Origin of the sequence: Sphingomonas phyllosphaerae 5.2 (genome assembly GCF_000419605.1) — a bacterium.
Taxonomy (GTDB): domain Bacteria; phylum Pseudomonadota; class Alphaproteobacteria; order Sphingomonadales; family Sphingomonadaceae; genus Sphingomonas; species Sphingomonas phyllosphaerae_B.
Genome location: NZ_ATTI01000001.1, coordinates 1812461 through 1825925 on the forward strand (window position 1 = coordinate 1812461; position 13465 = coordinate 1825925).

Here is a 13465-nt window from a genome sequence, read left to right on the forward strand (position 1 = left end):
ATGCTCGAGGTCGTTCGCGTCCCGGTGCTGCGCGACAATTACGCGTGGCTGCTTCACGACGACGTGAGCGGACGGACCGCTGCGCTGGACCCCGGCGAGGCGCAGCCGCTACTGGATGCGGCGGCGGCGCGTGGCTGGACGATCGATGCGGTGTGGCTGACGCACTGGCATGGCGACCACATCGACGGCGCCGCGGCGATCAAGGCCGCCACCGGCGCGCGCGTGATCGGCCCGGAGGCGGAGCGCGCGAAGATCCCCGCACTGGACGACGGCGTTGGGGAGGGCGATGTCACCAACCTCGGCGCGGCGCGGGCGGCGGTCTGGCATGTCCCGGGCCACACCGCCGGGCACATCGCGTTCCACTTCGCCGACGATCAGATCGTCTTCACGGGCGACACGTTGTTTGCGCTTGGTTGCGGGCGGCTGTTCGAAGGGACAGCGGCAGAGATGTTCGCCAACATGCAGCGATACGCCGCGCTCGACGATGCGACGCGGGTCTGCTGCGGCCATGAATATACGCAGTCTAACGGCCGCTTCGCCATGTCGGTCGACCCCGGCAATGCCGCACTGGCGGCGCGGATGGCGGAGGTCGACCGGCTGCGCGGCGCTGGCGAGCCGACCGTTCCGACGTCGATCGGCCTGGAGCGTGCCACCAACCCGTTCTTCCGCGCCACCGACGTCGCAACCTTCGCGGCGCTGCGCGTGCAGAAAGATAATTACTGACGGATTGATTTCATTCGTTACTATGTCGGAGAGAAGGAGCGTTCCGTGATGCGATATCTGTTGACCTTCGCCGCTGCAGCGGCGCTCGGCGCGGCGGCCGTGGTAGCCGCACCGGCGCAGAAGCCGGCCAAGCCCGACCGCAATCAGATCGCTTATGAAAAGCTGCTCGCCGGCAAGACGCCCGGCCCGCCCCAGAATTGCATCGATACGCGCTGGGCCCGCCCGCAACTGACTGCGTACAAGGGCAAGCTGCTTTACCGCGTGAGCAACAAGCTGGTCTACGTGACAGACACCGGTGGCGGGTGCGAAGCGGTGACGCGCGGCGACACGATCGTCACCCGCCAGTTCCAGACGCAATTGTGCCGCGGCGACATCGCGCAGACCGTGAACCTGCCGGCGCGCATCCCCAGCGGCAGCTGCGCGATGGGCGAGTTCGTGCCCTACCGTTCCCAATAGGTGAGGAAGCCATGACCGAACCGACCGAAGACGACCTGACCGGCGTCGAGACTCGCCGCTCCCCCAAGGCCGAGATCGACTCGATCGGCGGACGCAAGCTGAAACCGGCGACGCTGATGATGGGTCATGGCTACGACCCCGCGCTGTCCGAGGGGGCGCTGAAGCCGCCGGTGTTCCTCACCTCCACCTTCGTCTTCCCGAATGCCGCGGCGGGCAAGCGTCACTTCGAGGGCGTAACCGGCAAACGACCCGGCGGTGCCGCGGGGCTCGTCTACTCGCGCTTCAATGGACCGAACCAGGAAATCCTCGAGGATCGGCTCGGTATCTGGGAAGGCGCGGAAGACGCGTTGACCTTCTCCAGCGGCATGTCGGCGATCGCTACGTTGTTCCTCTCGCTGGTCCGCCCCGGCGACACCATTGTCCACTCCGGCCCGCTTTATGCCGCGACCGAGACGTTGATCGCGCGCGTCCTCGGCCGCTTCGGGGTAAACTGGCTCGACTTCCCGGCCGGCGCGACCCGCGAGGAACTCGACGCGGTGATGCACAAGGCCAACGATGCCGGCCGCGTCGCGTTGATCTATCTCGAAAGCCCCGCCAACCCGACCAATGCACTGGTCGACGTGCAGGCGGTACGCGCCAGCCGCGACGCGATCTTTGCGGATGCCGAGGAACTGCCGCCGATCGCGATCGACAACACCTTCCTCGGGCCGCTCTGGTCGCAACCGTTGCAGCACGGCGCGGATGCGGTCGTGTACAGCCTGACGAAATATGCCGGCGGGCATTCCGATCTGGTCGCGGGCGCGGTGCTGGGCGCCAAGCCGCTGATCAACACGATCCGTGCGATGCGCAACACGATCGGCACGATCTGCGACCCCAATACGGCGTGGATGCTGATGCGCAGCCTTGAGACCCTGGAGCTGCGGATGAGCCGTGCCGGCGAGAATGCCGACAAGGTCTGCACCTACCTGCGCGATCATCCGAAGGTGGAGCGCGTCGGCTATCTCGGCTTTCTCGCCGAGGCGGAAGGGCGGCAGGCCGATATCTACCGTCGCCACTGCACCGGCGGCGGCTCGACGTTCTCGCTCTATCTGAAGGGCGGCGAGCCCGAGGCGTTCCGCTTCCTCGACGCGCTGAAGATCGCCAAGCTCGCCGTCAGCCTCGGCGGCACCGAGACGCTCGCCAGCCATCCGGCGGGCATGACGCACCTGTCGGTCGCCGACGATCGCAAGCAGGCGCTCGGCATCACCGACAATCTCGTCCGAATTTCGATCGGCGTCGAGGATGCCGACGATCTGGTCGCCGACATGGAACAGGCGCTGGCAGCCGTCTGAAGGAGCGCAGCGCGGCTGCGCCGGGAGAATGACCCCGTAATAGCGATCGCGCGCCGGAAGCAGGAGCTTCCGCGCGCGATCGCTGCGACTTCAGAGCAACGGAATGGCGCGCAAGGTCGCCAGTCCCGCCACCTCTCCGGCGGCTTCCTCCGCCTCAGCGATCTCTGCGGCCAGCAACGGCTCCAGTGCCGCTCGCCGCTCCAGTCGCGCCACATTGTCGAAGGCGACACCGGGGTCTTTCGAATAGGTCGCGAACAGCGGTCCGGCAGCGGTCGCGTCGAGCATCTCGTCTGTAATCCCAAGGCCGAGATGCCGCGCGACGGCGCGCAATGTGGCGGCCGGTGCGGCGAAGAAGTGTTCCGCCTCCAGCGCTCGTGCGCCGGGCAGCGCATGCGCGGTTGCCGCGAAACGCTCCACCTGCGCACGCCACAGGCTCGCCGCGCGATACGCGTCCGATCGCCCCGATGTCACCCCGATATGATGCGCGAGATCGTCGGTGACTCGTCGCAGCCATGCGCGATGATTGTCGCTACGCAGGATCGCCAACACGTAATCGCGCAGTGACGCATAAAGCAGGATCGCGCGTGCACCGGGATCGAACCGCACCAACGCGTCCAGTGCGAAGTTCACTGGCACGTTCGCCTTGACGAGTGTCGGCGCATCGCCCTGGTACCGCCGTCCCGCAATCGCGGCCGCCAGGCGCAGCCGTTCGGCATCGCGCGCCAGCGCCGCCTGTCGAAGCGCTTGCGGCTCGCGCAGCACCAGTCCACCCGCCGGATCGTCCAGTGCGCGCGCCAGCAGCGTCGATCCGCAATGTGCGACGTGAAATATCCACGCCGTCACGGGCGGGGGTGGGGCATCGCGCAGCATCGTGATCGGCACCCGCATTTCCTGCGGCGCGTTGGGGCTGATGCGGCCGTCGAGGAAGATCGAGCGGTGATAGGCGGCACGATCCATCGGCACGAACACCGCCTGATCGCCGTCGAACCGATGCAGATAATGGTCGGGTGAGGCGAGAAGGCCTTCGATCGTCAGTGACATGCGCCACCTATAGCGTAGCCATCGCGGCCCGGCTATTCCGGGGCATCATGCCGCATGTCATCCTGCCCGCTCCCGGTCGTCCGCACGCGCTGATCGCGCCGGCCGACGGCGAAACGCTCGCCACGCTCGATCGCGAGCTGCTCGTGGAATTCTACAAGGCGCATGGCGCAATGCTATTCCGCGGCTTCGATGCCGATGTCGCGGCGTTCCGCGGGTTCGCAGCGCGCTTCTGCAAAACGTCGGTCGTCAACGAGAGCCCGGGACGCCGACCGATCGACGCGGCGGCGAACATCCATACCGTCGATGGCGGCACCGGCGCGTTCGCGCTTCACCCGGAACTATCACGCGAACCGTGGAAGCCCGACGTTGCGTTCTTCGCATGCCTGTCGGCCCCGTCGCGCGGCGGCCAAACGACGATCTGCGATGGCGTGGCGCTGGTCGAGGCATTGCCGGGAGAGATTCGGAAGGGACTGGAGCGACGTCGATTGCTGTACATCGCCCCGGCATGGCCGTCGCTGCTGCGTTACTGGCTGGGTACCGAGACACCCGATGACGCACAACTTGCCACACCATCGCCGGACTGCCCGTATTTCTTCCGGCGCCTTCCCGATGGCATGATCGTCCGTGCCTTCACCCGTCCGGCGTTGCATAACCCGATGTTCGGGGAGGGGCCCGCGTTCGGCAATTTCCTGCTCTTCGCGCGCTTCAACAACAACCAGCCGAATCATCCCGTCCTCGACGACGGCCGGCCGGTGCCGGAGGCATGGTTGCAGGGCATCAAGGCGACCGGGGACAAGCTTGCCGTGCCGATCGAGTGGCAGCGCGGCGATGTGCTGATGCTCGACAACACGCGCTTCATGCATGGCCGCACGGCCATCGTCGACCCGGGCGAGCGCCTGATCGCCACGTATTTCGGCTATGTCGACTTTGCGATTGCGGATCCCGAAGAGCCGGTCGGCGCAATCTGGCGACGCGAGGATTTCGCGCCGCCCCTTGCCCCGGATCACCCCCGTTACGCCGAACGCACCGAGTGATCATGCGGCCATGGACGCGGCCGATCGTTGTGGATCGTTGGACCGGTTGGTTCGGCAGCATCAAGAGGATATGCGATGAGTGACGTGACCGGCCTGGAACTGCGCTCGACGGTAGATGGCGAGGGCGTGCTGACGCTGAACCTCGAACCGGTGACGCTGTCGCCACCTGCCGACGACGAGGTGATCGTCCGCGTAGAGGCGGCCCCGATCAATCCGTCGGATCTGGGATTGCTGCTCGGCGCCGCCGATGTGACGACGCTGGAGGAGGCGGGCGACGCGGACCGGCCCGTACTTCGCTTCCGTCTGCCACGCGAGCGGATCGGCGGCGTCAAGGCGCGCATCGGTCAATCGCTCGCCGTCGGCAACGAAGGCGCGGGAACCGTCGTCGCCGCGGGCGCGTCGGCCGAGGGACTGCACGGCCGCAAGGTCGGGATGATCGGCGGGGGCATGTTCGCCGAATATCGCAAGCTTAAGGCGCGGGACGTCGTGCCTTTGCCGGCCGGCGCGAGTGCTGCCGATGGCGCGGCGATGTTCGTCAATCCGCTGACCGCGCTCGCATTCGCCGAGACGGCAAAAGCTGGCGGGCACCGCGCGATCGTCCACACCGCCGCCGCGTCCAATCTCGGACAGATGCTTCAGAAGATCTGCCTCGCGGACGGCTTGGCGTTGGTCAACATCGTGCGGAGCGACGCGCAAGAGGCGATCCTGCGCGAAATCGGCGCGACGATCGTGGTGAACAGCAAAGCCGAGGATTTCCGCGCCAGGTTGACCGATGCGATCGCGGAAAGCGGCGCGACGATCGGCTTCGACGCGATCGGTGGCGGCACGCTGGCCAGCGATATCGTGCAGTCGATGGAACAGGCGGCGAACCGGACAGCGACGGAATATAGTCGCTATGGTTCGAACACGTTCAAGGAGCTCTACATCTACGGCGCGCTGGACACCGGCCCCACGACGCTCAACCGCATGGCTTTCGGCTTCCAGTGGAGCATATCGGGGTTCCTGCTGTTTCCGTGGCTACAGAAAGCCGGTCCCGAAGTGGCGGCGCGGATGCGCCAGCGGATCCTGGCTGAACTGACCACCACCTTCGCCAGCCGCTATACCGCCACAATCGGGTTGCGCGAGGCGCTGAAGCCAGAGGTGCTGCGCGCGTACGAGCGCAAGACCACGGGTGAGAAGTATCTGATCGATCCGACACGCTAGACTGGTTTCCGACCACGTGGGTCACCTTACAACCCTGCGGGCGCCCGCTTCGCCGGGGGTAATGGCGCTACATGAGCGAAACCGCTCTACTCGCCGATTTGCAAACGCTCTGTCGGTGCGTCCGTCGCATCGGCGGAAGCCGCGTAAAACGTGCGCAGCATGTCTCGCTCGTCCGGCGCAATATGCGGATTCCAGACATCGAGGATCAGGATCGCGCGCAGCTCTTCCGACCGGTTCCATGCCTCGTGTTCGATCGTGTCGTCGAACACCCACGCCTTGCCCTCTTGCCAGCTGCGCGTCTCCCCACCGACGCGAAAGCCGCATCCCGGCGGGATGATCAGCGGCAGGTGAACGATCGCCCGCACGTTGCTGACTCCGGTGTGCGGGGGCAGGTGCGTGCCGGGTCGTAGGATCGAGAAGAATACCGTCGGCGTCTGTCCGGGAAGATCCGAAAGCGGCAGTGCCTCGACGACTTCGGTCGTGTGCGGAACCCGCGCACAAACGGTTTCATCACGGCGACCGTCCTTCCACAGGTGCATCGCGCTCCACGCCAGCGATCCATCAAGCGGCGACCATTTGTTCTGCGGCGTTCCCGGCTTCATCGCGACATATGGGCGAATCACGCCCGCGTCCTCGGCCATTACGCGCAGGAATTCATCACGAATCGTATCCGTCTGCGCCTCGAAATCTTCGATCCACGGGAAGTGCCGACGTTCGAAGAATTCGTCCGCAGGCAGGAACGGGAAATGCATCCCTGCGCACTGGTTGGCATAGATCTGGCGACGGCCAAGTACATGATCGATGCAGGCGTCGACGCGTCGACGATCGGCGGCGTGCAGACCATCGTGCACCGTGGCGAGCGCGGCGTCGATCCGCGCAGCGAACGCGGCATGGTGTTGCGCGACCGCGCTGCGCGCGTGTTCGAGCATCGCTTCGATGGCGGCGGTTCGCTCGGACAATCCCGGCGCCACGGCGAGCACATGGCCCCATCGCTCCGCTGCGGAAGTGTTCTCGTCGTGCCGCTCGTGCCATTCCGCCAGCCGGACCAGCGCCATGAAATGCCGCTGGTCTATAGCGAGCGCAGCATCGAGCGCGGCGCGCTCGGCTTCCTCGTCGCCTCGGCCGCGGTGCGCTCTGGCGAGGTTCATCCGCAATTCCGGTGCGGTGGGATCGACGGCGATCGCGCGCGCGAACAGGTCGGCTGCCGTAGCGAAGTCGTGGCGAGCCAGCGTCCCTATTCCCAGCGCGTTCAGTGCCAGCGGATGTTCGATCCCGCTGCTAAGGATCAGGTGGAACAGCCGCGTCGCCTCGTCTTGGCGTCCAGCGCGACGCGCGCCTAACGCCGCAGACAGGGTTTCTCGAAGCTGATCGTCGTTCACGATAAGCATGATAGGCGAGACTTCCGGGATGGACAATGCGGCCGGGCCGTGCACACAGCTTTGCCATGACGATCGATGCACTTCAGCAGCGACTGGGGGCCGAGTGGCTCGCGCACCGCTACGATCCAGGTCACGACGCCTACCATATGCTACCGGTGCCGCGCCAAACGCATCGGGAAAGCATCTTCCTGACCGACGAATACCTGCCTGCGGGTACCAAGCCGCTAATCGTCGGGCGCGCCGAGGCGATCGCGCGATCCACCCCGGCGGCACCCTTACACTGGATCTTTCACTCCGCCTTTTGCTGCTCGACGCTGCTCGCACGGGCTTTCGACCTGCCGGGCTCAGCGATGGGGCTAAAAGAGCCCGTGGTGCTTAACGACCTGATCGGCTGGCGGCGACGGCACGAACCGGGGCCGGATATGGCGACGGTGCTGAGCGACACGCTCGCACTGTTGGCGCGCCCTTTCGCGGACAGAGAAGCGGTGGTCGTCAAGCCGTCGACCGCCGCCAACGCGCTAGGGCCCGCGTTGCTGGCGCTGCGGCCGGCGAGTGCCGCCGTGCTGTTGTACGCGCCACTGCCCACGTTCCTCGCGTCAATCGCGAAAAAGGAGCTGGAAGGACGATTGTGGGTGCGGACCTTGTTGGCCGGCATGCTCGACGACGGACTGGCACCGTTCGGTTATTCCGCGCGCGAGCACTTCGCGCATACCGACCTGCAAGTCGCCGCGCTGGCATGGTTGGGGCAGCAGATGTTGTTTGCGGATCTCGTCGCACGCTACGGCGCCGATCGGATACGAACGCTGGACAGTGCGACGCTGACGGCGCAGCCACGCGCCGCGATGGCTGCCGCGGCGCGGCTGTTCGCGATATCGATGTCCGATCGATTACTCGACGATCTCGTCGCGGGGCCGGCTTTCAAGCGCCACTCCAAGTTCGGCAACGCCTTCGATGCCGGCGCGCGCGCCATGGAACATCGTGCCGCGGCTGACACGCACGCGCGCGAGATCGAGGTGGTCGTACGCTGGGCGGAGCGGGTAGCGGAGAGCTTCGGCATCGCTCTGACACCACCTGCGGCATTGCTGGAAACCTACTGATTCAGCAGCCGCCCACCGTGCCCGACAGGCGGCAGCTGTTGGCGACGGATCCGCTACGGACATTGTCGCGCTCGCGTTGCCACTCGGCCTTGGTCTTGCACGTCTTGTAGGTGCGAACCAGCGAGCCGGTCTCGTTGAAGCGCTTGCACACCATCTTGCTGCCCGCGTCGGCGGATCGCTCCGGTGCATCGACGCCGGACCTTGATGCGGCCGGTTGCGCCTGCGGGCCGGCAGCGGCGAACATAAGAGCCAGAGCAGCGATATTGTGCATGGTCGATCCCGTAGCGTAGGCGGTTGATGAAAGAAGCTAGGGGGCTGCGTCGGGCGATGTCAAACAAAGTCGTAAAACGCCGGATAGGCGCGACATCCATCGCCACCGCACGAGCCGCGGTCCAAAGCGCGTTGGCCGCAGGTGACATCGGCCGGGCGGCCGGGTTGGCGGAAGCAGCGATCGGGCGGGGACATATCGAACCGCTTTTTTTGAATCTCGCGGCGTGGCAGCGTGAGGAGGCAGGCGACTATCGCGGTGCCTACGACCTGCTGCGTCAGGCATTGACGCTGGCGCCGGGCGATGCGTTCGTCGGCGGATCGCTCGGCGCGGTGCTGCGCAAGGAGGGGCGACTGCTGGAAGCGCTGGCGGTGCTCGACCAGGTAGTCGTCGCCGAACCACGACACGGCGCGGCTTGGCTGGAGCGCGGCTACACGCTGGATGCGCTGCGGCTGGAAGAGCCCGCCGTCGAAAGCTATCGACGCGCGTTGGCGCTCGACCCTGCCCTGGCGCCTGCGCTGGGCCGACTGGCCGATACCGCAGCAAGACGGGGTCAAGGCGAGGAAGCGCGCACCCTGGCAGCGCGCGCATTGGCGATCGATCCGTTGGAGCCGGTCGCCACCGCAGCGCTGGCCACGGTGGCACTGGAAGCGCGCGATGGTGCCACGGCCGAGCGACTGCTGCGCCCTTTGCTCGACCGGGTAGCCGGCGACGATCGGACACGCACGCTAACGCTCTTGGGCGACGCGCTCGACCGTCAAGACGACACTGTCGCCGCGTTCGATCATTATCGCGCGGCGCAGGCGAATTTCCGCGATACCTACCGTGATGCGCTTCAACCCGGTCCCGATCGTCCTTCTCATCGTGCCTTCATCGAACGCATTGCGGCGCAACTGCGCGCGCCGTCGGCACCGGCCGTGTCGACGCCGGTGCCCGGTGCGGCCCGGACGCACGTGTTCCTGCTCGGCTATCCGCGATCGGGCACAACGCTGGTGGAGAATGTGCTGGCGAGCGCCCCGGGCGTTGCCGCGCTTGAGGAGCGCGACACGCTGGCCGGCACCGATGGCGTCTTGGTGCAGAACGACGGAGCGATGCCCGATCTCGACCTGCTCGACGCCGGGTTGGCAGACCGGCTCCGCGAGGATTACTGGCGCCGCGTGGCAGAGATGGGCGCCACGACCGACGGCACGTTCGTCGACATGAACCCGCTGAACGGCATCAAGCTGCCGATCATCGCACGGTTGTTTCCCGATGCGCGTATCCTAGTCATGCGGCGCGACCCGCGCGACGTCGTGCTCAGCTGCTTCCGGATCAACTTCACGCCCAGCCCGGCGGCCTGGTGCTTCAGCGACGTCGAGGAGGCCGCGCGGCATTATGACGCGCTGATGCGCCTGACCGAGCAAGCACGCGCCGTGCTGCCCCTGGCCTTTCACGAGGTCCGTTACGATCGTTTGGTGACAGATTTCTCTGGCACGGTACGCGCGATGGCAGAATTCGTCGGATTGCCGTGGACGAACGACTTCCTGCGCTTCGATCGCACAGCGCAAACCCGCGGCGTGCGGACGGCCAGCGCGACACAGGTGCGGCGCGGCCTCTTCGATGGTCGCGGCCAGTGGCGTCGTTACGGCGATCAGCTCGCCCCTGCGCTACCGATCCTCGCGCCGTGGGTGGAACGCTTCGGCTTCGAGCACTGACGCACCGATGAAAAAGGGGGCGGGCCGAAGCCCACCCCCTTCCATTCCGTATTCGGTGACCGCGATCAGAACTTGATGCGCGCACCGACAACGAAGCGCCGGCCAAGCGTGTCATAGGTCGACGGATACGTGTTGCCGCTGTTGAACGACGTCGAACCAATAGTTCCGCCCACGATTGGCGGCTGGCGATCGAACAGGTTCGTCACGGTCACCGTCATATCAAAGTTGTCGCTCACCCCGAAGCGGGTCGCAAGATCGAAGTAGTTGTAGGCATTGATCTTGCCGAAGTTGTACGACTGCCCCGCCAGCGAGCCGCTCTCAAGCGTTCCGTTGAAAGTGGTGACGCCGTCCTCGACTTCCATCGCGCCAACATGGCGCCAGAGCAGCGACAGATCGACCGCTTGTACAGTGACCGTCGTGCGCTGGGTCCAAGTGAATGCCGGCTGCAAAGAACCTGCCGAGGAGCTCGGGCCCGCCGAACCCGGCGAACCGCAGTTCTGCCCATACAGGCCTACGCAGGACAGGATGCCGGAACCGGGTGCCGCCTCGAACTTGGAGCGGTTGGTCCAGTTGCCGTTGAAGCTTAGATTCAGCTTAGCCACGCCTAGGTCGCGACGATAGTTGACGTTGAGGTCGATGCCGTCGGTTAGGATGCGGCCGCTATTGCTCGGGGTGATGATCAGGCCCTGCGTGGTAGCGGGGTCGCCATCGAGAGCACCGGTGTCCGGATTACGACGAATATTCTGGCAGGCAACGCTTGCGGCGCTCGTCGCAGTCACGCCTGTGCCCGCGCGATCGCCGAAGCAAAGATTGTAGGCGCTGCCGGCCGTCAGCTGCGAAATCGCGTCTTCGATGCTGATGTTGTAGTAATCGACGCTAATGGTGAAGCCCGGAACGAAGTCCGGCTGCAGTACAACACCGATCGTGTACGAGTCTGACTTTTCGGGGCGGAGCCCCAAATTGCCGCCAGCCGTGAAGTTTGCCTGACCGGCAGTTGGAACTTCAATGCTGCCGATGGACGCTGCCGGTGCGCCCTGCGCAAGACAAACCGATCGCAGGTTGGCGTTTGTCGTGGGGGCTGCGCCGGCGCAGGCATCGTAGGACAGGTTGGTCAAAGCGGTGCTCACCGGCGTGAACAGCTCACCGATATTGGGTGCCCGAACCGCGCGCTGATAGTTGCCGCGTACCTTTACGCCCGCGGCCGGTTCCCAGCTGCCGCCCGCCTTGTACGTCCACGTGTCATAGCTGGGCTTTCCTGGTGCATCGACCTTGTACGAGGAGTAGCGCAGCCCGCCTTCCGCTGTCAGGCTTCGGAAGAATGGCTTGTCGCTGACGAGCGGCAAGATCACTTCGCCGTAACCTTCCACCACGTTATATCCACCGGTGAAGGTCGGGGCAGCGCCACCCGCGCCGCCAAGTTCGCCAGCCTGCTGGGCGAGGATGTCCGAATCCTGGCCGGCGGTGTACTTACGATATTCAGTACCGAGCGCGAAGCCGATCGGCTCGTCGGCGAACGGTGACGAGAAGCCCAGATCGCCCGAAAGCAGAGCGCGGGCCTGCGCCAGCGTGGTGCGATTGGACGAGGTGCTGTTCGCCGTCAGATAGCCGATCTGGTTGCCGTTGATCGATCCTTCCGGACCGAAGATATTGATCGGAATGCATCCCGTCCCCGCATCTACGGCAGCGCCGCCCGGAGCGCCGCCGAGACAGCTGGTCGTGTTCGTCGCGAACACCGCCGACCGGACGCGCGAGGTCAGCACATAATTTCGGATCGTCTGAGTGTTCTCCGATTCACCATAGGAACCGTTGACATCCAGGTTCATGTGATCGCTGATTCCAACCTTCACGCCTGCGCGATAGTCAAACAGCGTCGTCACATAGTCCGAAACACGCGCGCCGACTTCGGTCGTGCGACGGTTCGTCACCGCCGTAAAGTAACGGAAGTTTGGATCGTTCGGATCGGTAGCTGCAGCTGCAGCCGCGCATTCCGCGGCGCTCAGTTGCCCGACGCGGACCCCTGCGGCGGTGAACGTCGGATTGTTCGCGCAGAATTGGCCACGCGCCGCTGCCGGTAGATACGGATTGGAGAACGGGATCGCGAGGCTTGTGCCGAAGACGCCCGACGGAGCAATGATCGTGCTTACAGTGTTCTTGGAGAACATGCCGCGCGTGTAGACCTGCACGCTGTCCGAGACATCGTAATGGCCCGCGCCGTAAATGTTGAACCGCTCGAACGGCGTTTGGAAGACGTTGTAAGGATTGAAGTTAAACGGAACGACCGGCGTTTGCAGCGCGCCCGTCGTAGGATTGATCTGGACGTTGCCGGACTGGAAACCCGGGTTGCCGGTGCCTGCGAGTCCGGCCAGCGTGAAGCGCGTCGGGACGGTCGTGCCCGAACCGCCGACGCCACCCGAGGTGGACGTGTAGTTGTTGCGCGAGAAGTCACGCGCTCCCTGATACACCGGATCAGCGTTCTGGTAGCCGAGCGACAGCACCGCGTTACCGCGACCGTCGTCGAAGTTCGCGCCGACCGTGAGATCGACGCGCGTCTGCTCGCCGTCACCACGCTCGGTGATGCCCTCGGAAACGTTGAGTTCCATGCCCGAGAAATCGGAGCGCGTGATGAAGTTCATCACGCCCGACACCGCGTCGGCACCATAGGTGGTCGCGGCGCCGCCGGTCAGGACATCGACGCGTTCGACCAGCGCGAGCGGGATGTTGTTGAGGTCGACCCGGCCGACGACGCTGGATGGTGCAATGCGATTGCCGTCGATCAGCACCACGTTGCGAAAATTGCCGAGCCCGCGAAGATCGGCGAACGACGAGCCGCCGTTGCCGTTATTCACCTGCGCGCCGATCGAAGGCACCGCGCCCGGCAGGTCGCGCAGCAGTTCTTCGGCGGTGTTGCGCTGACGCAACTGGATTTCTTCCTGGCCGATCACCGCGACCGGGCTGGACGCGATGAGGTTCGGGTTGCGGATCAGGGTGCCGGTGACGACGACATCGCCCGTGCTGGTTTCACCAGCGGGCGGAGCGGCTTCCTGGCTGGAGACGCCGGCTGCCGGTGCAGCCGGATCGGTGCTCTGCACGCCCGTCTTGGGCTGGCTGGCTGGATCGGCGGTCTGGGCAAGCGCAGGCGCGGCGATCGTCGCGGCTGCGACGAGCAGCGTCGAAGTGAGCAGGCGCGAACGATAGGCGTTCAGCATGTAGAGGTCCCCTTTTGTGTCGCCGTTCTTGTG

11 protein-coding genes are annotated in these 13465 nt (G+C 65.4%); 7 read left to right on the top strand and 4 right to left on the bottom strand.

Features of this window, described 5'->3' with window-relative positions:
* Genes gloB through SPHPHY_RS0108535 form a run of 3 tightly spaced genes read left to right on the top strand, consistent with a single transcriptional unit; the run spans position 1 to position 2510 of the window.
* On the top strand, positions 1 to 723 hold the full coding sequence (gloB, locus tag SPHPHY_RS0108525; protein WP_022686262.1) for a hydroxyacylglutathione hydrolase: 723 nt from the start codon (positions 1 to 3) through the stop codon (positions 721 to 723).
* A 45-nt stretch (positions 724 to 768) separates the two neighbouring features.
* Positions 769 to 1179: a hypothetical protein gene (locus SPHPHY_RS0108530; RefSeq protein WP_022686263.1), complete on the top strand. Its 411-nt coding sequence runs from the start codon at positions 769 to 771 to the stop codon at positions 1177 to 1179.
* Positions 1180 to 1190: 11 nt separating this feature from the next.
* Positions 1191 to 2510, top strand: a complete 1320-nt coding sequence (locus SPHPHY_RS0108535) for a cystathionine gamma-synthase family protein (protein ID WP_022686264.1) — start codon at positions 1191 to 1193, stop codon at positions 2508 to 2510.
* A gap of 90 nt (positions 2511 to 2600) precedes the next feature.
* Here SPHPHY_RS0108535 and SPHPHY_RS0108540 read toward each other — a convergent pair whose 3' ends face one another.
* The gene (locus tag SPHPHY_RS0108540) at positions 2601 to 3551 is read right to left on the bottom strand and encodes a hypothetical protein (protein ID WP_022686265.1); all 951 of its coding nucleotides are present in this window, start codon (positions 3549 to 3551) and stop codon (positions 2601 to 2603) included.
* A 47-nt stretch (positions 3552 to 3598) separates the two neighbouring features.
* Here SPHPHY_RS0108540 and SPHPHY_RS0108545 point away from each other — a divergent pair, with 47 nt between their 5' ends.
* Together SPHPHY_RS0108545 and SPHPHY_RS0108550 are read left to right on the top strand one after the other, a co-directional pair.
* Positions 3599 to 4585 carry a TauD/TfdA family dioxygenase gene (locus SPHPHY_RS0108545; RefSeq protein WP_022686266.1) on the top strand — a complete coding sequence of 329 codons (987 nt, stop codon included), beginning with the start codon at positions 3599 to 3601 and terminating at the stop codon, positions 4583 to 4585.
* 75 nt (positions 4586 to 4660) lie between these two features.
* Positions 4661 to 5788 carry an alcohol dehydrogenase catalytic domain-containing protein gene (locus SPHPHY_RS0108550; RefSeq protein ID WP_022686267.1) on the top strand — a complete coding sequence of 376 codons (1128 nt, stop codon included), beginning with the start codon at positions 4661 to 4663 and terminating at the stop codon, positions 5786 to 5788.
* 86 nt (positions 5789 to 5874) lie between these two features.
* On the opposite strand, the gene SPHPHY_RS0108555 is transcribed toward SPHPHY_RS0108550, so the two are convergent.
* Entirely contained in the window at positions 5875 to 7491 is a 1617-nt protein-coding gene (locus tag SPHPHY_RS0108555; protein WP_331271017.1) for an aspartyl/asparaginyl beta-hydroxylase domain-containing protein, read from the bottom strand.
* Positions 7492 to 7538: 47 nt separating this feature from the next.
* Between SPHPHY_RS0108555 and SPHPHY_RS0108560 the strand changes: the two genes are divergently transcribed.
* On the top strand, positions 7539 to 8264 hold the full coding sequence (locus tag SPHPHY_RS0108560) for a hypothetical protein (RefSeq protein WP_331271018.1): 726 nt from the start codon (positions 7539 to 7541) through the stop codon (positions 8262 to 8264).
* 1 nt (position 8265) lies between these two features.
* Here SPHPHY_RS0108560 and SPHPHY_RS0108565 read toward each other — a convergent pair whose 3' ends face one another.
* Positions 8266 to 8535, bottom strand: coding sequence for a hypothetical protein (locus tag SPHPHY_RS0108565; protein ID WP_156025070.1), 270 nt, complete (start codon positions 8533 to 8535; stop codon positions 8266 to 8268).
* A gap of 209 nt (positions 8536 to 8744) precedes the next feature.
* Here SPHPHY_RS0108565 and SPHPHY_RS0108570 point away from each other — a divergent pair, with 209 nt between their 5' ends.
* Positions 8745 to 10226 carry a tetratricopeptide repeat-containing sulfotransferase family protein gene (locus SPHPHY_RS0108570; RefSeq protein ID WP_196802149.1) on the top strand — a complete coding sequence of 494 codons (1482 nt, stop codon included), beginning with the start codon at positions 8745 to 8747 and terminating at the stop codon, positions 10224 to 10226.
* Between the two features lie 65 nt (positions 10227 to 10291).
* On the opposite strand, the gene SPHPHY_RS0108575 is transcribed toward SPHPHY_RS0108570, so the two are convergent.
* A complete protein-coding gene (locus tag SPHPHY_RS0108575; RefSeq protein WP_022686272.1) occupies positions 10292 to 13432 on the bottom strand; it encodes a TonB-dependent receptor domain-containing protein in 3141 nt (1046 codons plus the stop codon).
* Between the last annotated feature and the right edge of the window lie 33 nt (positions 13433 to 13465).